At 60.2% G+C, this 23,178-nt stretch carries 16 protein-coding genes and 2 pseudogenes; 15 read left to right on the top strand and 3 right to left on the bottom strand.

Going from position 1 to position 23,178, the window contains the following annotated elements:
- The first annotated feature begins 59 nt into the window (after positions 1–59).
- The 12 genes and pseudogenes from dppB (at position 60) to ACQUTI_RS19805 (ending at position 15,929) form a co-directional block, all read left to right on the top strand.
- Entirely contained in the window at positions 60–1,079 is a 1,020-nt protein-coding gene (gene dppB, locus ACQUTI_RS19860) for a dipeptide ABC transporter permease DppB (protein WP_002921786.1), read from the top strand.
- A 9-nt stretch (positions 1,080–1,088) separates the two neighbouring features.
- Complete coding sequence (gene dppC, locus ACQUTI_RS19855; RefSeq protein ID WP_004204988.1) at positions 1,089–1,991, top strand: dipeptide ABC transporter permease DppC; 903 nt, start codon at positions 1,089–1,091, stop codon at positions 1,989–1,991.
- A 10-nt stretch (positions 1,992–2,001) separates the two neighbouring features.
- A complete protein-coding gene (dppD, locus tag ACQUTI_RS19850) occupies positions 2,002–2,985 on the top strand; it encodes a dipeptide ABC transporter ATP-binding protein (RefSeq protein ID WP_043522501.1) in 984 nt (327 codons plus the stop codon).
- Positions 2,982–3,995: a dipeptide ABC transporter ATP-binding subunit DppF gene (gene dppF / locus ACQUTI_RS19845; protein ID WP_004204985.1), complete on the top strand. Its 1,014-nt coding sequence runs from the start codon at positions 2,982–2,984 to the stop codon at positions 3,993–3,995. The genes dppD and dppF overlap by 4 nt, the downstream gene beginning before the upstream one ends.
- Positions 3,996–4,013: 18 nt before the next feature.
- A pseudogene (locus ACQUTI_RS19840) lies at positions 4,014–4,193 on the top strand (hypothetical protein).
- Positions 4,194–4,509: 316 nt separating this feature from the next.
- On the top strand, positions 4,510–5,034 hold the full coding sequence (locus tag ACQUTI_RS19835) for a cellulose biosynthesis protein BcsO (protein ID WP_043522504.1): 525 nt from the start codon (positions 4,510–4,512) through the stop codon (positions 5,032–5,034).
- 1 nt (position 5,035) lies between these two features.
- A pseudogene (locus ACQUTI_RS19830) lies at positions 5,036–5,828 on the top strand (cellulose synthase operon protein YhjQ/BcsQ).
- A 19-nt stretch (positions 5,829–5,847) separates the two neighbouring features.
- Positions 5,848–7,959 carry a UDP-forming cellulose synthase catalytic subunit gene (bcsA, locus tag ACQUTI_RS19825; protein WP_004204982.1) on the top strand — a complete coding sequence of 704 codons (2,112 nt, stop codon included), beginning with the start codon at positions 5,848–5,850 and terminating at the stop codon, positions 7,957–7,959.
- Positions 7,956–10,391, top strand: a complete 2,436-nt coding sequence (gene bcsB, locus ACQUTI_RS19820; protein ID WP_138100124.1) for a cellulose biosynthesis cyclic di-GMP-binding regulatory protein BcsB — start codon at positions 7,956–7,958, stop codon at positions 10,389–10,391. The genes bcsA (ACQUTI_RS19825) and bcsB overlap by 4 nt, the downstream gene beginning before the upstream one ends.
- Positions 10,388–14,440, top strand: a complete 4,053-nt coding sequence (locus ACQUTI_RS19815; protein ID WP_064183532.1) for a cellulose biosynthesis protein BcsC — start codon at positions 10,388–10,390, stop codon at positions 14,438–14,440. Before bcsB ends, ACQUTI_RS19815 begins: the two co-directional genes overlap by 4 nt.
- Positions 14,440–14,916, top strand: a complete 477-nt coding sequence (gene bcsD, locus ACQUTI_RS19810) for a cellulose biosynthesis protein BcsD (RefSeq protein WP_004204979.1) — start codon at positions 14,440–14,442, stop codon at positions 14,914–14,916. Before ACQUTI_RS19815 ends, bcsD begins: the two co-directional genes overlap by 1 nt.
- Positions 14,917–14,927: 11 nt before the next feature.
- A complete protein-coding gene (locus ACQUTI_RS19805; RefSeq protein ID WP_004204978.1) occupies positions 14,928–15,929 on the top strand; it encodes a glycosyl hydrolase family 8 in 1,002 nt (333 codons plus the stop codon).
- Positions 15,930–16,035: 106 nt separating this feature from the next.
- Here ACQUTI_RS19805 and bcsG read toward each other — a convergent pair whose 3' ends face one another.
- From bcsG to bcsE, 3 genes are read right to left on the bottom strand one after another with little or no spacing between them, the layout of a single operon-like run.
- The gene (gene bcsG, locus ACQUTI_RS19800; RefSeq protein ID WP_004204977.1) at positions 16,036–17,712 is read right to left on the bottom strand and encodes a cellulose biosynthesis protein BcsG; all 1,677 of its coding nucleotides are present in this window, start codon (positions 17,710–17,712) and stop codon (positions 16,036–16,038) included.
- Complete coding sequence (bcsF, locus tag ACQUTI_RS19795; protein ID WP_004204976.1) at positions 17,709–17,906, bottom strand: cellulose biosynthesis protein BcsF; 198 nt, start codon at positions 17,904–17,906, stop codon at positions 17,709–17,711. Before bcsF ends, bcsG begins: the two co-directional genes overlap by 4 nt.
- Positions 17,906–19,459 carry a cellulose biosynthesis protein BcsE gene (gene bcsE / locus ACQUTI_RS19790; protein ID WP_122542125.1) on the bottom strand — a complete coding sequence of 518 codons (1,554 nt, stop codon included), beginning with the start codon at positions 19,457–19,459 and terminating at the stop codon, positions 17,906–17,908. The genes bcsF and bcsE overlap by 1 nt, the downstream gene beginning before the upstream one ends.
- 169 nt (positions 19,460–19,628) lie before the next feature.
- Between bcsE and bcsR the strand changes: the two genes are divergently transcribed.
- From bcsR to bcsA (ACQUTI_RS19775), 3 genes are read left to right on the top strand one after another with little or no spacing between them, the layout of a single operon-like run.
- A complete protein-coding gene (bcsR, locus tag ACQUTI_RS19785) occupies positions 19,629–19,817 on the top strand; it encodes a cellulose biosynthesis protein BcsR (protein ID WP_002921513.1) in 189 nt (62 codons plus the stop codon).
- A gap of 11 nt (positions 19,818–19,828) precedes the next feature.
- Entirely contained in the window at positions 19,829–20,560 is a 732-nt protein-coding gene (gene bcsQ / locus ACQUTI_RS19780) for a cellulose biosynthesis protein BcsQ (RefSeq protein ID WP_004204974.1), read from the top strand.
- A complete protein-coding gene (bcsA, locus tag ACQUTI_RS19775) occupies positions 20,557–23,175 on the top strand; it encodes a UDP-forming cellulose synthase catalytic subunit (RefSeq protein ID WP_004204973.1) in 2,619 nt (872 codons plus the stop codon). The genes bcsQ and bcsA (ACQUTI_RS19775) overlap by 4 nt, the downstream gene beginning before the upstream one ends.
- The last annotated feature ends 3 nt before the right edge of the window (positions 23,176–23,178 follow it).

The raw sequence follows: 23,178 nt of genomic DNA, 5'->3' as shown, positions 1-23,178 counted from the left end.
TTGTGAGCAATACAGACGCCCTGTCGCCAGGCGGGGCGTCACTAGAGAGAATCCGGGTTATGTTGCAGTTTATTCTCCGACGTCTGGGACTTGTCATCCCGACATTTATCGGTATCACCCTTCTCACCTTTGCCTTCGTCCATATGATCCCCGGCGATCCGGTGATGATTATGGCGGGCGAACGTGGTATTTCCCCCGAACGTCACGCGCAGCTGCTGGCCGAAATGGGCCTTGATAAGCCGCTGTGGCAGCAATATGCCCACTATATCTGGGGCGTGCTGCACGGCGATTTAGGCATCTCGCTGAAAAGCCGCATTCCCGTGTGGCAGGAGTTTGTCCCACGCTTTAAAGCCACCCTTGAGCTGGGCGTCTGCGCGATGATCTTCGCCGTCGCCGTCGGCATTCCGGTGGGCGTGCTGGCTGCGGTAAAACGCGGCTCCATCTTTGACCACACCGCGGTGGGCCTGGCGCTGACCGGCTACTCGATGCCTATCTTCTGGTGGGGCATGATGTTGATTATGCTGGTTTCGGTGCAGCTGAACCTGACGCCGGTCTCCGGGCGTATCAGCGATACGGTCTTCCTTGACGATACCTTGCCGCTGACCGGCTTTATGCTGATCGACACCGCCATCTGGGGCGAGCAGGGCGACTTTATTGACGCCTTAATGCATATGATCCTGCCCGCCATCGTGCTGGGCACCATTCCGCTGGCAGTGATCGTGCGTATGACCCGATCGTCGATGCTGGAAGTGCTCGGCGAAGACTACATCCGCACCGCGCGCGCCAAAGGCCTGACCCGGATGCGGGTGATTGTGATCCACGCGCTGCGTAACGCGATGCTGCCGGTGGTCACGGTGATTGGCCTGCAGGTGGGCACGCTGCTGGCGGGCGCCATCCTGACGGAAACCATTTTCTCATGGCCTGGTTTAGGCCGCTGGCTGATCGACGCGCTGCAGCGTCGCGATTATCCGGTGGTGCAGGGCGGGGTGCTGCTGGTGGCGACGATGATTATCCTCGTCAACCTGCTGGTCGACCTGCTGTACGGCGTGGTGAACCCGCGTATCCGGCATAAGAAGTAAGGGGTCATCATGTCACAAGTTACTGAAAATAAAGTTATCACTGCGCCGGTGCCCATGACCCCGCTGCAGGAGTTCTGGCACTATTTCAAACGCAATAAAGGGGCGGTGGTCGGTCTGGTGTACGTGGCGGTGATGATCGTAATCGCCGTGTTCGCCAACTTTCTCGCCCCGTATAACCCGGCGGATCAGTTCCGTGATTCGCTGCTGGCGCCGCCGTTCTGGCAGGAGGGCGGCAGCCTGGCGCATCTGCTCGGCACCGACGACGTGGGCCGCGATATTCTGTCTCGCCTGATGTATGGCGCGCGCCTGTCGCTGCTGGTGGGCTGCCTGGTGGTGGTCCTGTCGCTGATCCTCGGCGTGGTGCTCGGCCTGGTGGCGGGCTATTTCGGCGGAGTGGTGGACTCAATCATCATGCGCGTCGTCGATATTATGCTGGCGCTGCCGAGTCTGCTTCTGGCGCTGGTGCTGGTGGCTATCTTCGGACCCTCCATCGTCAACGCCTCGCTGGCGCTGACCTTCGTGGCGCTCCCGCACTATGTGCGTCTGACGCGCGCGGCGGTGCTGGTGGAGGTCAACCGCGACTACGTGACCGCTTCCCGCGTGGCGGGCGCCGGGGCGATGCGCCAGATGTTCGTCAATATTCTGCCTAACTGTCTCGCGCCGCTGATCGTTCAGGCGTCGCTGGGCTTTTCTAACGCCATTCTCGACATGGCCGCGCTGGGGTTCCTCGGCATGGGCGCGCAGCCGCCGACGCCGGAGTGGGGTACCATGCTCTCCGACGTATTGCAGTTCGCGCAGAGCGCCTGGTGGGTGGTGACCTTCCCGGGCGTGGCGATCCTGCTGACGGTGCTGGCATTTAACCTGATGGGTGACGGTCTGCGTGACGCGCTCGATCCCAAACTGAAGCAGTAAGAGGTTCGAGATGGCGTTATTGAATGTAGATAAATTATCGGTGCATTTCGGCGATGAAAACGCGCCGTTCCGCGCCGTGGACCGCATCAGCTATAGCGTGAAGCAGGGCGAAGTGGTCGGCATCGTCGGGGAGTCTGGATCCGGTAAATCCGTCAGCTCGTTGGCGATTATGGGTCTGATTGATTACCCCGGCCGGGTCATGGCGGACAAACTGGAGTTTAACGGCCGCGACCTGCAGCGCATCTCTGAAAAAGAGCGGCGCCAGCTGGTGGGGGCGGAGGTGGCGATGATCTTCCAGGATCCGATGACCAGCCTCAATCCCTGCTTTACCGTCGGCTTCCAGATTATGGAAGCGATAAAAGTCCATCAGGGCGGCAACAAGCAAACCCGCCGCCAGCGGGCCATCGACCTGCTGAACCAGGTCGGCATTCCCGATCCGGCGTCGCGGCTGGACGTCTACCCGCATCAGCTTTCCGGCGGGATGAGCCAGCGCGTCATGATCGCGATGGCGATTGCCTGTCGGCCAAAATTGCTGATTGCCGATGAACCGACCACCGCGCTGGACGTGACCATTCAGGCGCAGATCATCGAGCTGCTGCTGGAACTGCAGCAGCAGGAGAATATGGCGCTAGTGTTGATCACCCACGACCTGGCGCTGGTGGCCGAGGCCGCGCATAAAATTATCGTTATGTATGCCGGTCAGGTGGTGGAGACTGGTGATGCGAAGGATATTTTCCGCGCGCCGCGCCATCCATACACCCAGGCGCTGCTGCGCGCGCTGCCGGAGTTCGCCCAGGATAAAGCGCGTCTGGCGTCGCTGCCGGGCGTAGTGCCGGGGAAATATGACCGTCCCAACGGCTGCCTGCTGAACCCGCGCTGCCCCTATGCTACGGATAAATGCCGTAGCGAAGAGCCAGCGCTCGCGGATCTCAATGGCGGTCGCCAGTCTAAATGTCACTACCCACTCGATGATGCCGGGAGGCCTGGATTATGAGTACGCAAAAGGCCGCCACGCCACAACCGCTGTTGCAGGCCATTGATCTGAAAAAACACTACCCGGTGAAGAAGGGGTTATTCGCCCCGGAACGGCTGGTGAAGGCGCTGGACGGCGTCTCCTTTACTCTTGAGCGCGGTAAAACGCTGGCGGTGGTGGGAGAGTCGGGCTGCGGTAAATCGACCCTCGGTCGTCTGCTGACGATGATTGAAATTCCCACCGGCGGCGAGCTCTATTATCAGGGGCAGGATCTACTTAAGCACGACCCACAGGCGCAGAAGCTGCGCCGGCAAAAAATCCAGATTGTGTTCCAGAACCCCTACGGTTCTCTGAACCCGCGTAAAAAAGTGGGGCAGATTCTGGAAGAGCCGCTGCTGATTAACAGTAGCCTGAGCAAAGAGCAGCGCCGCGAAAAAGCGCTGGCGATGATGGCGAAAGTGGGCCTGAAAACAGAGCATTACGATCGCTACCCGCATATGTTCTCCGGCGGTCAGCGCCAGCGTATCGCCATTGCCCGCGGGCTGATGCTGGATCCGGACGTGGTGATCGCCGATGAGCCGGTCTCCGCGCTGGACGTTTCAGTACGCGCTCAGGTGCTGAACCTGATGATGGATCTGCAGCAGGATTTAGGTCTGTCCTACGTGTTTATTTCCCACGATCTGTCGGTCGTCGAGCATATCGCTGATGAAGTGATGGTGATGTATCTCGGCCGCTGCGTGGAGAAGGGCACCAAGGACCAGATCTTTAACAATCCGCGTCATCCGTACACCCAGGCGCTGTTGTCGGCGACGCCGCGTCTGAACCCGGACGACCGTCGCGAGCGGATTAAGCTGACCGGCGAGCTGCCGAGCCCGCTGAATCCGCCGCCGGGCTGCGCCTTCAACGCGCGCTGCCGCCGGCGCTTCGGCCCCTGCACCCAGCTTCAGCCGCAGCTGAAGGATTACGGCGGCCAGCTGGTGGCCTGCTTTGCCGTCGACCAGGATGAGAATCCGCAAAAGCCCCACGCCTGACGGCACGCTCCCGGTCCGATAACCGGGGGCTTCTCTCCCGCCGGGGATAAAACCCGGCGATATCGCCTTTTATCGCAGTGAATGCCACGTCCTCGGCGCATTCTTCGTCGATTATCCGAAAAAATAAGACTTTCAGTCCATTTTTATAGAATTAAAGAGAAATTAAAATGGTTCAGGTTTATTCTTTCGCTGATCTGACGCTATGATTCTATCATTACCTAATACATTTATATAAAAACGGACGGGAAGCGCGGTGGAAGCGTGGTTTAAGGATGGACGCATACCTAAAAAATGGGGCTATCCTTCTGAAAAGAAAATGTTAGTGTAGCGATACTTCTGCCGTGGAATCACACCGGAAATCAAATTCTAAACTATTATAACCCTGTCAACCGTATGTATTGGTACGTCTCCAACGGCGCGTTTTCTGCCATACCAGAGACGCAACGATATTTTAAATATACTTAGAAAATAACAACAAACTTAATATGAAATTTTTAAAATCATTAGGTTATCAATGAACCATTATGATGATCTGCAGCGCTTTCAGGAAAAAACGCGGACGCAAAACCTCAAATTTCAGGATCTTTCATCGCAAGCCGCCACGCGCGAGCATGGCGACTGGGCGATCCTCAATCAGCTAAATCCCGGCGCAGAGAAACCCTCTTCCCTGGCGCTGGGAGGCTCGGTTTCCGCGCCCCTGCCGCAGTCAGTGCCCGCGGATCTGTTCCACCAGATAGAAGCGGCCGTAGCGGCGGCGCCAGCCTCCGCTTCCGTTGTGCCTGCCGCTCCGGCCCCGCAGCCGGCCGTGGAGACCGCCACCGCCGCGCCGGAGCCAGTCAGGCAGGAGCCTGCGGTGACCCCTGCGCCTTCAATCCCGGCGCCTGAACCGGCAATGGCGCCGCCGAGAATGGCTCCTCGACCCGCGCCCACCGCCGAGAACTATGCCCACCTGTTCGCGGCGAAAAGCGCAGAGCCGGTGGCGAAAAATAAAGACCAGCCTTTGAAATCACTTCTGGAAAGGATCGCAACATGCCGTTGATTTGCGTCTGTTCACCGAAAGGTGGCGTAGGGAAAACGACCCTGGCGGCCAATTTAGCCTATTCGCTGGCGCGGACCGGCAGCAAAGTGCTGGCGCTGGATTTTGATGTCCAGAACGCGCTGCGTTTGCATTTTGGCGTGCCGCTGAACGATGAGCGCGGCTATGTGGCGAAGGCGCTGGAGCTGCACGACTGGAGCCAGTGCGTGCTGAGCGCCGGCAGCAACATTTTCGTCCTGCCGTATGGCGAAGTGAGCGAAGCGCAGCGTCAGGCGTTTGATGAGCAGCTGACCCACAATGACCATTTTCTCCAGCGCGGACTGTCCGCACTGCTGAATTATCCCGGACTTATCACCATCGCCGATATGCCGCCAGGGCCTTCGCCGGCGCTAAAGGCGCTGACGGGGCTGGCAGACCTGCATCTGATCCCGCTGCTGGCTGATACTGCCTCGATGTCGACCCTGGCGCACGTGGAAAAACAGCGCCTGACCGGCGCGGCGCTGAATCACAAGCATGGGCACTATTTCGTTATTAACCAAAGCGATAGCCGTCGCCAGGTCAGCCGGGACGTCACCAGCCTGATGGAAGAGAAGCTGGGCGAGCGACTGCTTGGCATCGTCCATCGTGATGAAAGCGTGGTGGAGGCCAATGCATCGCAGAAGTCGATTCTGGACTTTAACGCTTCCTCGGCAGCGGCCTTCGATATTGAAATTATTGCTAAAAAAATATCTTCGCTGTTGGGTATCCATATTGGCGATGGCACGGTGCACAGCCAGCCACGCATGTCAGGGCTTTAACTTATTGCAGGGCTGCTGAATGAAAAAATCTCTTTTTTGGTTGCTGGCGCTGGTGCTGTCACCCGTCGCCGTGCTGGTGGTGATCACGCCGATGGACAGCCAGAAGCAGTATATTTTTGGTCTGCTGAGCATCGGTATTCTGTTTCTGATGGGGTTCAGCAAGCGCCGCAGCGTATCGGTCATTATGGTCGTCACGTCGCTGCTGATGTCTACCCGTTACATGTATTTTCGTCTCACGCAGACCCTGCACTTCAACTCAGCTATTGAAACTATCCTCGGCATGGGGCTCTTTCTGGCGGAAGTCTATATCTGGGTGATGCTGCTGCTTAACTATCTGCAGACCGTGTGGCCGCTGAAGCGCGGTATTGTTCCGCTGCCGGATGATATGAGCAAGTGGCCGACGGTGGATATCTATATTCCGAGCTATAACGAACCGCTTGAGGTGGTGCGTGACACCGTCCTCGCGGCGCAATGTATTGATTATCCAAAAGATAAAATGAAAATCTATCTTCTGGATGATGGTAAACGCAGCGAGTTTGCCGTCTTCGCCGCCGACGTCGGGGTGGGCTATATCACCCGCAACGATAACAAACACGCTAAAGCGGGGAACCTCAACCACGCCCTAACCCTGACCCAGGGGGAGCTTATCTGTGTTTTCGACTGCGACCACGTCGCCACGCGCGTGTTTCTGCAGGCCACCGTCGGCGGCTTCCTGAAAGATCCGATGCTGGCTCTGGTGCAGACGCCGCACTACTTCTATTCCCCGGATCCGTTCGAGCGCAACCTCTCCGTCGGGCGCAACATCCCGAACGAAGGGATGCTGTTCTATGGCCCGATTCAGCAGGGCAACGATAACTGGAACGCCACCTTTTTCTGTGGCTCCTGCGCGGTGATCCGCCGCGAGGCGCTGGCGCAGATCGGCGGTTTCGCCGTTGAAACGGTGACTGAAGATGCCCATACGGCGCTCAAGTTCCAGCGCCTTGGTTGGAAGTCGGCCTTTCTTGATATCCCGCTGGCGGCTGGTCTCGCCACCGAGCGCCTGGTGGTGCACGTTATCCAGCGTACCCGCTGGGCGCGTGGCATGACGCAGATTTTTCGCGTCGATAACCCGCTGTTTGGCCGCGGGCTGACCTTCCAGCAGCGCTTGTGCTATCTCAGCGCCATGCTCTACTACCAGTTTGCGCTCCCGAGGGTGGTGTTTGTCACCGCCCCGCTGGCTTATCTGCTGTTTAACCTCAATATCATTTACTCGTCAGCGAGCCTGATCGTCTCCTATGCGCTGCCGCACCTGTTTCTCGCCATCTACGTCGGTTCGCGAATGAACGGCCGCTATCGCTACAGCTTCTGGGGGGAAATCTACGACATTGTGCTGGCTTTTCACCTGGTGCTGCCGACCCTGGTGACGATGATTTTCCCCAAACGCGGCAAATTCAACGTCACCGATAAGGGCGGCCTGCTGGACGTCGGCTACTTCGATTTCACCGTGGTGCGTCCGCACCTGGTGGTGGCCTGTCTGCTGGCGCTGGGGGTGATCGTCGGCATCGTCCGGGCGATTGGCCATGACTACTTTGGCTCGGACCCCAACGTTATCGCTCTGAACGTCGGGTGGGGTATCTACAGCCTGATCTTCCTGCTGGCGGCGATTGCCGTCGCGCGTGAAACGCGGCAGGTGCGGAAAACCATTCGTATCGATGTCGATATCCCGGTAGTGATCCATTACGCCAGCGGCATCGTGTCCCGCAGCCACACCGAGGATCTGTCGATGGGCGGTTGCCGCGTAGTAGCGCCGGATAAGCGCCATCTGGAGGATGATATCGAAGAGGTTGAGCTGATCCTGCAGTCCGGGGCTATCTCCATCCCGGCCCAGTTGGTCACCTCTGACGAGCGCTTCCTGCGCCTCAAGTTTGATGAAGATATTCCGCTTTCGCGCCGCCGTGAGCTGGTGCGCGTGGTGCTGGCCCGCGCGGATGCGTGGATTAATCCGCCGCGCCCGCAGGATAACCCGTTCCGCTCCTTCTTCACCATTTTACGCTGCGTGTTCGAACTGTTCTGGCTGACGTGGAAAACCCGTCGCAGCCAGCGCAATCGGGCAACAGTGGCGAAAACGGCGCAGGAGGATGGCACGTTATGAAGCGATTAACGACGCTGGCGCTGCTGGCAGGGATGCTCTCTGCGCCTGCGCTGCACAGTGAAGAACCGGGCTCCGGCGCCGCCGCGCCGCTGAGCTTTCCGCAGCTCAATGGCGCGGCGGACAGCGAGCCAGGCGACGAACCCCCGGCCGCCTCGCCGGAGGAGAGCGCCTCCCCGACAGCCCCCGCCACCGCCGGCGATGCGGCGGCGACGGCCCCTGCGCCGGATATGCCGGACTTGCCCCCGCCGGTGAGCGGGTCGGCCGCGCCGGAGGTCATTCCTGTCGCTCCGGTCTGGGGAGGCGATCTGAATCTGGCGCAGATGGGGATGCCGGACGGCATTATTCTCAGCGGCGGTCAGCGGCAGGGGGGCGTCAGCTTTACCCTGCCTTCCGATCAGGTGGTGATCCATTCGCAGCTTAGCCTTGCCGTTCGCGTATCGCCGGAAATGGCGAGTCGCAATGCCACCCTGCAGCTGATGCTCAACGGTCAACCGCTCGGCACCCTGCCGCTGGGGGCCGATGGCGAGGATGTCTCACATTATCAACTGGATATCCCGCCCGCGCTGATGGTTTCCAGTAATAACCTGAGCGTGAAGATCAACGATGGCGATACCCTGCAGTGCCAGCGTGACATTCATGATTCGTCGCGGGTGACGGTGCTGCCCACGTCGCATTTCAGCTGGGAAAGCCAGCAGTTGAACATCAGCGACGATCTGAGCCACTTCCCGCGTCCATTCTTCGACAGCATGCAGATGACGCCGGCGGACATCGCCGTTTCCTATGGAGCGAAGCCGTCGGCCGACGTCTTCAGCGCCGCGGCGCTGGTCTCTTCCTGGCTGGGTATCCAGGCGGACTATCGCGGCATCGCCTTCAGCGCGCTGCGCGACCGCCTGCCGGAACGCCACGGTATCGTGATTGGCCACCCGGGCGAGCAGGTGGGCGGCATGACGCTGCCGGAAACTGATAAGCCACAGCTGCGCATCATCGCCAACCCCGCCAATCCAGCCTACAAGCTGCTGTTGATTGTCGGCAAAAACGATACCGCGCTGCGCATGGCCGCCTGGCGCCTGACCCGCGGCAACTTCGCGCCGCAAACCGCGACGCTGGATGTTGAACCACAGACCATCCCGGTTGGCAAAGCGTACGATGCGCCGCGCTGGATCCCCACCGATCGTCCAGTCAGACTCAGCGAACTGCTGCGTAAGGATCAAAGCCCGACCGTCAGCGGCGTCTGGCACGAACCTTTACGTATCGCCTTCCGCGCCGCGCCGGACCTCTATCTGTGGGATGGCGAGACGATCCCGCTGCAGGTTGGCTACCGCTTCCCGTCGGAGAGTTGGATCAATGAAGACAAGTCCCTGCTGAGCGTCACGCTCAACGGCACCTTCCTCAACAACCTGCCGATGAACAAGCAGGGGCCGCTGGAGAAAGTCTGGCGCTACCTCGGGGGCGATGCGCGCCAGGAGCGCTTTACCATCCCGCTGGCACCCTACCTGATCTATGGCGATAACCAGCTGTCGATGTACTTCAATGTGGTGCCGAAGGACGATGTTCCGTGCTCGGTTCTGCTGAATAACAATATCAAGAGCCGCATCACTGACGACTCATGGATTGATTTGAGCAAAACGCGACACTTCTCGCTGCTGCCAAACCTCTCCTATTTCGTCGGCGCCTCTTTCCCTTTCTCGCGGCTGGCGGACTATTCGCAAACGACGCTCCTGCTGCCGGCGGAACCGTCTGAGACCCAGGTGGCAACCCTGCTGAATCTGGCGGCGCGCTCCGGGAATGCGACCGGCACCGCGCTGGCGAATAACCGCGTCGTGCTTGGGATGCCCACCGGCGGCGGGGATTTGCAGTCGCTGCGCGAACGTGATGTGCTGGCGGTCACCGCTCTCGATCAGCAGGCCTTCAACCAGAGCCTGCTGGCCGACTCACCCTACCGCCCGGTGGATAATGTGCTGAGCGTCCGCGAGCCCGACCTGTGGCAAAAAGCGCAGCGCCGACTCACCGGCGACTGGACCTCCGCCAGCCTCGATGCCGATCGCTACTTCTCATCCAGCAGCGCCTGGCGCGGGTTTATCAGCTATCGTTCGCCGTGGAATCCCGCCCGCCTGGTGGTGGTGGCGATGGCCAGCAATGATGACCAGCTGGCGCGACTGAAAAACGATCTGGACTCACCGCGCATCAATGCCGGGATCCGTGGCGATACCGCGGTGATCACCAGCGATAACGGGGTGCGTAGTTTCCAGGTAAGTACGCCGTTCCCCAGCGGTCAGATGCCGTGGTACATGATGGCGGTCTGGTATGCCAGCCAGCACTCCGGTTTCCTCGCTCTGCTGGGGCTGATTGCCACCTCGATAATGGGACTGGCGCTGACCGCGATGTTTAAACGTCACGCCCGTAAGCGTCTGGGTTCGGGGGATAACCAATGAAAAGAAAGATAACGATAACGATGAAAAGCTCCCGGCGGCTCACCACATTCTGCCTCACCGGCGCCCTGGCTCTCGGCGCTTCTGGCGGCGCGCTGGCGGCGGGTAACGACGCGGCGCTGCAGGCGCTGTTCGCCCAGGCCAACTACTGGCATGAGAAATCCCATGACGAGCTGGCGATGGAGTCCCTGCAGAAGGTGCTCTCGGTGGATGCCAACAACACCCAGGCGCTGTATCTGATGGCGCTCTGGTCGCAGCAGGGCGGCGATATGCAGGCGGCGGCGCAGTGGCGCGCGCGGCTGGCGAAAGCGGCGCCGGACAGCCCGGGACTGCAGGATCTGGACAACGCCAAAAAAATGTCGCAGGTGCCGCAGGGCCAGCTCAGTCTGGCTCGCCAGCAGGCGCGCGGCGGCAATATCCCCGGCGCGCTGGCGACCTGGCGCAGCATGTTCAATGGCAATACGCCGCCTGCCGGGCTGGCGGCGGAATATTACCTGACCATGGCCAGCGACAAATCGCTCTATCCGCAGGCCATTAGCGAACTGCGGCAGTACGTGGCGCAGCATCCCCAGGAGAACGCCCCGCGGGTAGCGTTGGGCAAAGCGTTAACCTGGCGGGAAGATACCCGTCGGGAAGGGATCGCCCTGCTCGAGCCGATGGCCAGCGGCAATAAAGAGGCGGACAGCGGCTTGCGTCAGGCCTTGCTCTGGCTGGGTCCGCAGGCCGGGGATGAGCAGTATTACGATACCTGGATGCAGCGTCATCCGCAGGATAGCGAAGTTCAGAACTACTTTCGTGAACGGCGCAGCGGCCAGGCGCGCGGCCAGGGCTACGCCAATCTCAACAGCGGCAATACCGCTGCCGCGAAGCAGCAGTTTGAAGAGGTATTGCAGACCAACCCGCAGGATGCCGATGCGTTGGCGGGCATGGGCTATATCGCGCAGCGCAGCGGCGACTACCAGGCCGCATCGCAATATCTGAGCCGGGCGGCGGACCTCGGCGGCGACGCCTCGGCGACCCGCCGTCAGCAGGCGGCTGATGCCCTGTTCTACGGCCAGCTGGCGCAGGCTCAGCAGGCCTATAAGCAGGGCAATATCAGCCAGGCGCTGGCGCTCTCCGCGCCGCTTGCGCAGCAGAGCGGGGCGCGGGGCGCCTCGGCGAAGCTGTTTCGCGCCGATGTGCTGCGACATAACAAAGATTTACCCCAGGCCGAGCAAACGCTGCGCTCACTGTTAAACGACGACCCGCAGAATGCGGCGGCGCGGGAAAACCTCTACTACGTGCTGCGCGAGCAGAATAAATCCGCCGAGGCGCAGGCGATGCTGCAGACGCTGCCGCAGAGCCTACAGCAAAAACTGCAGCCGCGAGTGGTGGCCGGCATGCCAGGCGACGCCCTGCGTCGTCAGGCCCAGGCGCAGGTCAGCAGCGGTAACCCAGCCGGCGCAATAGCCACCCTGCGCGAAGGCGTTGCCCGCTATCCGGACGATCCCTGGCTGCGTCTCGATCTGGCCCGACTGCTGCAAAAATCGGGTAACGCCAGCGAGGCCTCTTCGCTGATGTCGGCGGCCTATCGCCCCGGCGCCAGCAACAGCGCGTTGTATGCCGCCGCGCTGTTCGCCAGCGAAAACGGCGCCTGGCAACAGGCGCAGACGCTGCTGGCGCGCATTCCCGGCGGCAGCCAGACCAGCGACATGCGCGATTTACGTCAGCGGGTGAACTACAACCTGCAGCTGGTGACCGCCGAAAACTACCTGGCGCAGGGCAATACCATCGCCGCCAGCAATACCCTGCGGGCGATGGCCTCTACGCCGCCGAAAGCCCCGGCGGACGCCGGCAAGCTGGCGCGGCTGCTGGCCGAGAGCGGCGACCTGACCACCGCGGTATCGCTGGTGCGCAACAATATCAGCGGCGGGGTGTCCGGCAACGCCGGGGATTACGCCGATCAGATCGCCGTCCTGAACCAGGCCGGGCTGACCGGCGAGGCGCAGAACCTGATCAGCAATCCGCAGCTGCAGGCCAGCAGTACGCCGACGCAGCTGGCGAGCATTCGCAATGGCTATGTGATCAACGAGGCCGACCGCCTGCGCGAGCAGGGCAATTATGCCGCGGCGTATGACAAGCTGATCCGTGCCATGCAGAGCGATCCGCAGAATACCGATCTGATGTTCGCCATGGCGCGGCTGTACCAGAGCGGCAAAATGAACAAAGAGGCCGGTGTGGTCTATGACTACCTGATGACGCGCGATACGCCGAACCAGGATGCGCGCGCCGGGGCTATCGACGTCGCGCTGTCGGCGGGGAACAACGATCGCGCGGAACAGCTGGCCGTCGGCTTGCGTCAGGATAACTCCCCGGATCGCCTGCTGCTGCTGGCGAGAGTGGCGGAGGCCCAGGGTCATCATCAGCAGGCGATGACCTACCTGCGCAGCGCCCGCGGCAAACTGCTGGGCATGCAAAGCACCAACAGCAGCGAAACGCCGACCGTCGGCGGGGTGCTGGCGGCGGATAACCCCTTCATCGGCGTGTCGCAAACGTCGGCGCCGACGCGGACGGCCTCCGCCTACGGGCAGTATATGCCGTGGCAGGTTGCCCAGTCGGCCGCCGCGCCCGGCTCCTCACTGCCGGGGATCCAGCGCACCGATCTGCCGGTGGACACCGCCCAGACGCGGATGCTGCGTCAGGTGGACACCATGATGGAGTCGCTGCAGGAGAAAACCGGCAGCTGGCTGCAGGGGGGAATGGACGTGCGCGGACGCGACGGCGAATCGGGCACCAGCAAGCTGACGGAGCTCAGAACGCCGCTGACCTGGTCCTCCTCGCCGTTTGGCGACTCGCGCTTTGACTTTACCGTCACCCCGGTGTCGTTAAACGCCGGGACCGCCAGCGGCGACGCCTGGCGTCGCTACGGCGCCAACCCGCTGGCCAACGCGGTCTCCAATATGGTGAGTACCGCCACCAGCGAGCAGGCGGCGATCGCCTCGATGACCGAGGCGGAGCGGACGGCCTATTTTGCCAGCAATCCGGGGGCAGAGGCGTTAAGCGGCCTGGGCACCCTGAACGCGGCGGACTTCAATCCGACCACCAGCAGCGGGATGGAAAACCTGGCGAAGCTCGGGAGCTATGATTCGGGGCAGGTGGCCAGCTATCTTTCCTCGTCCAGCCGTAAGCCGAACGTTGACCAGACCAGCGGCTCGACCGATTCGCAGAAGGCCAACGGCGTCGAACTGGCGCTGGCGCTAAGCGGTGACGATTACCGGGTCGATATCGGCAGCACGCCGCTGGGCCAGGATCTGAATACCGTTGTCGGCGGGGTGAAATGGTCGCCCAAGCTGACCAACTATCTGTCGCTGATCCTCACCGGCGAACGCCGCTCGCTCACCGACAGCCTGCTTTCGTATGTCGGTCTGAAGGATGCCTATTCCGGTAAAACCTGGGGGCAGGTGACGAAAAACGGCGGCACCCTGCAGCTGAGTTATGACGACGGTGACGCGGGCTTCTACGTTGGCGGCGGCGGTTACAGCTACCTGGGGCAGAACGTCGCCAGCAACACCAGCATCAACGCCAATGCCGGGGTCTATCTGCGGCCCTATCATGACGAATACCGCCAGCTGCAGGCCGGGTTGAGCATGAGCTATATGGATTACTCCAAAAACCTCAGCTACTTCACCTATGGCCAGGGGGGCTACTTTAGTCCGCAAAACTACGTCAGCGTGTCGCTGCCGGTCAGTCTGACGGAAAAATATGATAACTGGACCATGAAGCTCGGCGGCTCGGTGGGCTACCAGTCTTACAGCCAGGATAAGAGCGCCTATTTCCCGACCAATTCGGAGTGGCAGCAGACCCTGGAGACGGCGGTGAGCAATGGGTTTGCCAAGGAAGCCTACTATTCTGCGACCTCGAAGAGCGGCATCGGCTATACCCTGCGCGCCGGGGCGGATTACAAGGTCAACAAACAGATGACGCTGGGGGGCCAGATTGGCTATGACACCTTCGGGGATTATAACGAAAGCACCGCCGGGCTCTATATTCGCTATATGTTAGGAGATCATTGATGATGACGGAGAACAATAACCCGGTGGTGATGACCTGGTTTCAGCAGCAGCAAACGCCTGCCGGATGGTTCGATCTGTTGATTATTATGGTCGAAGGTATGTTAAATAATGCCGGCGAGCTGGAAAGTCAGCCCTTCCTGCGTCAGATGGGCGCCTCGTTGGCGGAGACCCATCCGTTGCCGGCGTCGGAGACCGTAGGGGAGCTGGAGGCGAATATCAACCGGCTGCTGACCCATTTCCACTGGGGGGTGGTGACCATCGACGTCGGTGAGGATGGCCTGCGCTTGCGCCATCAGGCGTTGCCGGTCAGCCGCGACGATGCGGGGCGCGTGCGCTGGTGCAACGCGTTCTGTGCCATACTCGAGGGGTTATATTCTCGCTGGCTGCAGAGTCAGGGAGGCAGCGCTCACGTAATATTGCAGCGTGAGCGGGTGTTCTCTGTCTCTGACGTTCAGTTTCTTTACTACCATCCATAATGAGTGAATTTATGCCCCTGCGTGCTTTAGTGGCGGTGATAGTGACAACGGCAGTAATGCTGGTGCCCCGGGCGTGGGCGGATACGGCCTGGGAGCGTTATAAGGCCCGTTTTATGATGCCGGACGGCCGTATCATTGATACCGCCAATGGCAATGTGTCGCATACGGAAGGCCAGGGCTTCGCCATGCTCCTGGCGGTGGCGAATAACGATCGCCCGGCGTTCGACAAGCTGTGGCAGTGGACGGACAGCACCCTGCGCGACAAGTCTAACGGGCTGTTTTACTGGCGCTATAACCCGGTGGCGCCGGACCCGATCGCCGATAAAAACAACGCCACCGATGGCGATACCCTGATCGCCTGGGCGCTGCTGCGCGCGCAAAAGCAGTGGCAGGACAAGCGCTACGCCACGGCCTCCGATGCCATCACCGCCTCCCTGCTGAAATATACGGTGGTGACTTTCGCCGGTCGCCAGGTGATGCTCCCGGGCGTGAAGGGGTTTAACCGCAACGACCACCTGAACCTTAACCCCTCCTATTTCATCTTCCCGGCCTGGCGGGCCTTTGCGGAGCGGACGCACCTGACCGCCTGGCGGACATTGCAGAGTGACGGGCAGGCGCTGCTGGGGCAAATGGGCTGGGGGAAATCGCATCTGCCCAGCGACTGGGTGGCGCTGCGGGCGGATGGCAAGATGCTGCCGGCCAAAGAGTGGCCGCCGCGGATGAGTTTCGATGCGATCCGTATCCCGCTGTATATCTCGTGGGTCGATCCGCACAGCGCCTTGCTCGCACCGTGGAAAGCCTGGATGCAGAGTTACCCGCGCCTGCAAACTCCGGCGTGGATCAACGTTAGCACCAACGAGGTCGCCCCGTGGAATATGGCCGGCGGCCTGCTGGCGGTGCGTGATTTAACGCTTGGCGAACCGCTGGAAGCGCCGCAGATTGACGACAAGGATGATTATTACTCCGCCAGCCTCAAGCTGCTGGTCTGGCTGGCGAAACAGGATCAGCGCTAGCGCTGTGATGGCTTTGCAGGTTTCTCAGCCCGTATGCCTGCGGGCTGAGAGAAAAGAGCAGGAACGTCTCACGATGTAAGGCCGCCAGAATAGGCGGCCTTGTCGCTTATTGCGGATAAGGCACCCAACTGCCGCCATTCAGCTGGACATAAGGCTTGCCCTGATACTGGATAACGATGGCGTTGGCGTTTTCGGACACCGCCGCGCTCTGCGGCAGGTTGGCGACATACTGCTGCCAGTTGACGCTGTCTTCGCTGAACATTTTGCCGTCGAGGGCGCGCACCACCAGCTCCGACACCGCCAGGTAGCTGCTGGGCTGATCGATGATAATTGGCGCGCCTTCATGCGGCGCCTTCATGCCGAAGAATTTCACCGCCGTCGGGACGTTAGTGATCGACGGGCTCGGGATATCCCGCAGGCCAGACACCTGCATCTTATCGCCCTTCAGCGCGCCGCCGTGTTCCGGCACCACCACCACCATCACCTTACGCCCCGATTTTTCCAGTTCGGTGAAGAAGTTATCCAGGTCGTCAAACAGCTTCTGCGCCCGCACTTTGTAGTCCGCGGTTTTGCTTTGCCCCGGGAAGTGATTGCCGTCATGCAGCGGCAGGGTGTTATAGAACGTGGCGCTCCGCGGATTGCTGCTGGCCTCTTCGGTCTTCAGCCAGCGGTTGAGAACCGCGAGATCCTCATACACTGGCGAGCCATCAAATGCCTGCAGGCTGACCGGCAGACCGCTCTGGTCCATCAGCGGGCTCTGCATGCCGCCCAGCGAACGCAGCTCTTTTAGGAAGTCGCCGAACAGGCCGTTGTGGCCGAGCATCAACTGCTGGTTGAAGCCGAGTTTCGCCAGGTTTTCAAACAGGTAGCAATCGGCGCCGGATGGCTGATACAGGTTGGTATGCGACAGCTGGCCGCAGCTGGCGCGCAGCAGACGCACCGCCGCAGGTCCGCTGTAGGAGGTCGCTGAGTTAAAGTTTTTGAAGACGATATCGAAATGCTTCCACAGCGGGTGGTCCATCAGCCCGGCGGCTTCAATATCCGACCAGGAGAGCGAGCAGATATTGATCACCAGCAGGTCAAACGGCTGCGCATCCGCCGGCAGCTGGTCCGGGAACGGTGTCTTGCGCTTCTGCTCGGCGGCATAGAAACCGTTCAGCCAGTTGGTGAGGTTGGCCGAGGTCGGCGGTTCGGTCTGCGGCGGAATATCGCTGCTGGCCGGGCTGGACGCGGCGCCAGCGGCGGCGTTGGTCCCGACGTTGGCCGGCGCGGTGGCGGCGGCAGTGGTGGGCTGACCGGCAGGCCAAATGGTAAAGGCCGGCAGCAGCGGACTGACCGCCTGCCAGACGACCATCGCGGAGACAAACACGGTAACGCGCAGCCACTGGCTGATAAACAGCCACAGCACCAGTAAAACAAAGAAGGCGCCGACCATGCTCCAGTTGATAAAGCGGACAATCAGATCCCAGATATAGCTGGCGCTGAAGCCGGCGATTTGCGATCCCTGGCTAAAAATCGACTCTGGCCCGGGCAGCCAGGTATCGTGCCAGAACAGCGCGAATCCCAGCGGAATGGCGATCCAGTGGCGGATGCGGTGCAGCTTTTCGCGCGGGATCGGCACCAGCAGAAAGGCGAGAAACACCAGGTTAAGCATCGGGTGAAAATTGAGATACCCGGCCCACAGCAGGGCAAACTTGACCAGAAAGTAGAAGTTCCAGCCGCCAAGGCCGCGCCAGTACTGCCAGAGCGGAAGCGGTGCCGCGGTCGTTTTTTTATTTGTCATTTGTTCGCTTTGCCTTGCTTAACCGTTGTTCCCCGGCGTAATACCCCTGCCGGTTTCACGTAACGGGGTTTAAAGAACATCAGTCTTAACGTCGTGCGGATCCGGCGCTGATAGTGGCGCGTCAGGTAGCCCAGCGGAAAAAACAGCAGGGCGCAGAGCACCACCAGTTGCAGAATATCGGCGATAGACATCATCAGGCTTGCTCCTCACGGGTGGTTAACCGGTGTGGTTCGGGATAGCGTCGCCAGTGGCGTCCATCATGGGTGGCGTTGATGGTCTCGTTTTTACCGACCGTGAGAGGCAGCGGCGTATTCCAGCGCGCCGGCTCGATGCCGCGCATGATCACAATTTCCGAGAGAATCTGTTTGTCTTCAAACCACACCATGCGGTTAGAAAAAATATCGCCAGTCGGTAGCGGGAAGATATGATTTAGCGCGGTGTCGAGGTCATTGATCCGGCAAAACGACAAGAACAGCACCAGCCGGTTATTGCCGATGGTCATGATGTCGCCCATCCGGTTGGGTTTGCATAACGTCAGCGCCTGCTCAACGCGCAGCCCCGGCGCCGGGCGCAGGGCCACCATCACGCCTTTGCTGTCGGCCGGCAGCAGGGTATTGGTCATCACGTTGTGCACCGCTTCGCAAAAGGCGTCCCATTTCTGATAGCCGCGCAGTTTTAACGGCTGGCTCCAGGTGAGCAGGGTGGCAAAATCTTCCGGGATATGGCGGGAGAACTTTTGGTTCTGAACGCTTTCGATTAGCGTCAGGCAGCGGGAAAGCGACGCGCTGCTGGGGATCACCAGGCTGGCGCCGCTGCTCAGCAGCAGCCGCTCATCAGTCGCGCGCAGGCTGGGGGTTTGTTCGCGGACAATAATTTTCAGCGCCGTGCCGCGCTGACGGCGCAGGGTATGAATATAGCGTCCCAGCTGTTCAATTTGCGTGTTCTGGGTAATGGAGAAGAGGATCGTCGCCGCTTGCGCGGTGCGCCCGGCGTTGAAGACCTCGTCGTTGGTGTCAAACAGCGTCCAGTATTCCGACAGCGGCGGGGCACCTTCCAGCACGCGCACATTGCTGAGGATCGCTTTTTCATCGCTGCGCGGCTGCACGCTGGTTTCAGCGTCCTGCGCTAATCGCCAGCCGGCGTCATCATGTTGCACCATCAGCTGCTGCTGGGCGCTGATACCCTTATCGCTTCCCCACCAGGCAATATCAAAGATATGCCGGTCGCCCTGGTAACGAATACTTGCCAGTCCGGAAAGGGAGCGGTACTCACGTAATAAGGGAGTCAGCTGCCGATCAATATCCTGCGCGGAATTGATCGCTAAGAATGCGCAGCGATGATATTGCGCCCAGCGGCTGGTCTTTTCCACCCAGGCGCATAACTTTTCGTTATTTATATTTTGCCAGGCATTTTCAGCACATAGCAGAATAAATAAATAATTGCCAGGTTCGAGGGAGCAGACCAAGTCGCGATGTATTTCTTCCAGCGCCTCCGGACGATTCGGCAGGGTAAACAGTGCAATATTATCCGGGCCGTGAATGTGTTCTAATGAAATGATATCATTTGGTTTATTCCCCATCACCAGCGCGGCAACCTTGCTGTTTTTCGCCTGCGTGGCCAGCGTCTGATTAAATAGACTGACGGCATCGGCATAACGGTCAACGTTGAGCCACCATACCCCGCCGACCGGCATATGGCACACTTCATCCCATAATGATGAAATACCCAAAGTAAATACACTATCCACGGCATCCCTCGTGCGCCCTGATTCACACTGGATAAGTTTACTAGCGAAACTGACAGAGTAAACCTAACATTGAAATTAAAGGTCATCAGTTTTAGCATGTACACCTGCTTTTTAAGGATGCGCTGTATACGTCCTCTGGTTTAATAATAAATTTCGAACGGACAGAGATATGCCAGCAAAAGATCCTGCGGTACCCACGGACGCCACGCTGGGGTACACCTTTCAAAATGATTTTCTGGCGCTTAGCCGGGCATTTTCCCTGCCGGATATTGATTATCATGATATTTCCAGGCGCGAACAGCTGAACGCGGCGCTGAAGCGCTGGCCGCTGCTGGCAGAGTTTGCAGAGAAAAAATAAGGAAGCCGGAGATGGCTATTCTGGGATTACAGGGCGTGCGAGGGGGGACTGGCGTCACGTCCATTACGGCTGCACTCGCCTGGGCGCTGCAATTGCTCGGTGAAACGGTGCTGGCGATCGACGCCAGCCCGGATAATATGCTGCGTTTTTTCTTCAATACCGACATCCATCATCAGGACGGCTGGGCGCGGGCGCTGCTCGATGGCCGGGACTGGCGCGACGCGGGTCTGCGCTATACGCAGCATATCGATCTGCTGCCGTTTGGCCAGCTCAGCGCGGGCGAAAGAGAAAACGTCGACCAGCTGCAGCCCACCCTGGGGGCGATGACGGAGGCCGTACTGCAGCTGCAGGGGCAGTACCGCTGGCTACTGCTGGATCTGCCGGCGGGCTATTCGCCGTTGACCCGCGAGCTGCTGACGCTCTGCGACCGCTCGCTGGTGGTGGTGCATCCTGACGCCAACAGCCATATCCGTTTGCACCAGCAGCCCTTTCCGGCCAACAGCGATATTCTGATTAACGATCTGCGGGTCGGCAGCCAGCTGCAGGAAGATCTCTACCAGCTGTGGCTTGAGAGCCAGCCGCGCATCCTGCCGGTGACCATCCATCGCGACGAAGCGATGGCCGAGTGCCTGGCGGCGAAGCAGCCCCTTGGGGAGTATCGCCAGGACTCTCTGGCGGCGGAAGAGGTACTGACCCTGGCGAACTGGTGTCTGATCCACTATGCCGGCGGGAGGCCGGCATGATCCGCCTCAGCACGCTGCTGCTGGCCCCGCCGGTGGGGGAACGGCTGCGCGCGCGCTATGACGACTACCGGCAGCATGGCGCCTCATGGCTGTCGGCGTCGCTTGGCTGCCTGTGGGCATCGCTGGTCTGGGCGCTAATGCCGCTGGAGACGCCGCGATGGCAGGCGATTCTGGCGCACCATGACACCTATTTCCCCCATATTAATCCGCATCGGCCACGTCCGCTGGATCCGCTGCGCTACCTGCTGCAATCCCTGTGGTTACTGACAACGCGCGTGCCGGAGCCGGAGAAAAAGGTCAACTGGCGTTCGCTGGCGGCGCTGGAAGGGGTGCACGGTCGCTATACGCAGTGGCTGGAAAAATTGCCTGAGCAGGTCAACGCCCGCACCGGTCATCTGGATAAACAGAAAGAGCTGGCGCACCTCAATCCCAAACTGCGCCGGGCCATCCTTGGGGGGGTGACCTGCTGCTCGCTGGTGCTGGCGCTGATGTGTATTACGCAGCCTTTTAACCCGCTGTCGCAGTTTATCTTCCTGATGCTGCTGTGGGGCGTGGCGCTGCTGGTGCGGCGCATCCCCGGCCGCTTCTCGGCGCTGATGCTGATCGTGCTGTCGCTGACGGTCTCGTGCCGCTATATCTGGTGGCGCTATACCTCGACGCTGAACTGGAACGACCCGGTAAGCCTGGTGTGCGGGATTATTTTGCTGTTCGCTGAGACCTACGCCTGGGTGGTGCTGGTGCTGGGCTACTTCCAGGTGGTCTGGCCGTTGAACCGCCAACCGGTGCCGCTGCCGGAGGACATGGATCTGTGGCCGACGGTGGACATCTTCGTCCCCACCTACAACGAAGATCTCAACGTGGTGAAAAACACCATCTACGCCTCGCAGGGCATCGACTGGCCGAAGGACAAGCTGAACATCTGGATCCTCGACGACGGCGGACGGGAAGCGTTTCGCCAGTTTGCCAAAGATGTCGGGGTGCACTATATCGCCCGTACCAGCCATGAGCACGCCAAAGCCGGCAACATCAACAATGCGCTGAAATACGCTAAAGGGGAGTTCGTCTCGATCTTTGACTGCGACCATGTGCCGACGCGCTCGTTTCTGCAGATGACCATGGGCTGGTTCCTGAAAGAGAAAGAGCTGGCGATGATGCAGACCCCGCACCACTTCTTCTCGCCCGATCCCTTCGAGCGCAACCTTGGTCGTTTTCGCAAAACGCCGAACGAAGGGACGCTATTCTACGGCCTGGTGCAGGACGGGAACGACATGTGGGACGCCACCTTCTTCTGCGGCTCCTGCGCCGTGATTCGCCGTGGCCCGCTGGATGAGATCGGCGGAATCGCCGTCGAAACGGTGACCGAAGATGCCCACACCTCGCTGCGCCTGCACCGGCGGGGTTACACCTCCGCCTATATGCGTATTCCGCAGGCTGCGGGGTTGGCGACGGAGAGTTTATCCGCGCATATCGGCCAGCGCATCCGCTGGGCGCGCGGGATGGTGCAGATATTCCGCCTCGATAATCCGCTGTTTGGCAAAGGCCTGAAGCTGGTACAGCGCGTCTGCTACGCCAACGCCATGCTTCACTTTCTCTCCGGTATTCCGCGCCTCATCTTCCTCACGGCGCCGCTGGCCTTTTTGCTGCTCCATGCCTATATCATTTATGCGCCAGCGCTGATGATCGCGCTATTCGTGTTGCCGCATATGATCCACGCCAGCCTGACCAACTCGAAGATTCAGGGCAAATATCGCCATTCGTTCTGGAGTGAAATCTACGAGACGGTGCTCGCCTGGTATATCGCGCCGCCCACCTTTGTGGCGCTGATTAATCCGCATAAAGGCAAATTCAACGTCACCGCGAAGGGCGGACTGGTGGAAGAGGAGTATGTCGACTGGGTGATTTCCCGGCCCTATATCTACCTCGTGCTGCTCAACCTGGTCGGCGTCGCGGTGGGGATCTGGCGCTTTATGTACGGCCCGGAAAACGAAATTCTCACCGTCTGGGTGAGTATTGTCTGGGTGTTCTACAACCTGATTATTCTTGGCGGCGCGGTGGCGGTCTCGGTCGAAAGCAAGCAGGTCCGCCGGTCGCATCGTGTCGAAATGAGCATGCCGGCGGCAATTGCCCGCGAAGATGGCCATCTGTTCTCCTGCACCGTTCACGACTATTCCGACGGTGGGCTGGGGATCAAAATTCACGGCGACGCTCAGGTGTTGGAGGGGCAGAACGCCAGGCTGCTGCTCAAACGGGGACAGCAGGAGTATGCCTTCCCGGTGCGGGTCGCGCGGGTCAACGGCAGCGAAGTGGGATTGCAGCTGCTGCCGTTGACCAACCAGCAGCATATCGATTTTGTGCAGTGTACGTTTGCCCGCGCCGATACGTGGGCGCTTTGGCAGGATAGCTTCCCGGAAGACAAGCCGATGGAAAGCCTGCTGGATATCCTCAAGCTGGGGTTCCGTGGCTATCGTCACCTGGCGGAGTTTTCGCCGCCGTCGGTGAAGGTGGTTTTCCGCGCGCTCACCTCGCTGGTGGCATGGATAGTGTCGTTTGTACCCCGACGCCCTGAACGCGCCGCGCCGACGCTCTCCGCAGACCCGGCAATGGCTCAACAATGATGA

It is taken from the genome of Klebsiella sp. 7-CIP_Kleb. (assembly GCF_050378655.1).
Lineage (GTDB): Bacteria > Pseudomonadota > Gammaproteobacteria > Enterobacterales > Enterobacteriaceae > Klebsiella > Klebsiella quasipneumoniae.
The sequence above is the reverse complement of the archived record's forward strand: the minus strand, read 5'-3'. Positions and strand labels throughout refer to the sequence as shown.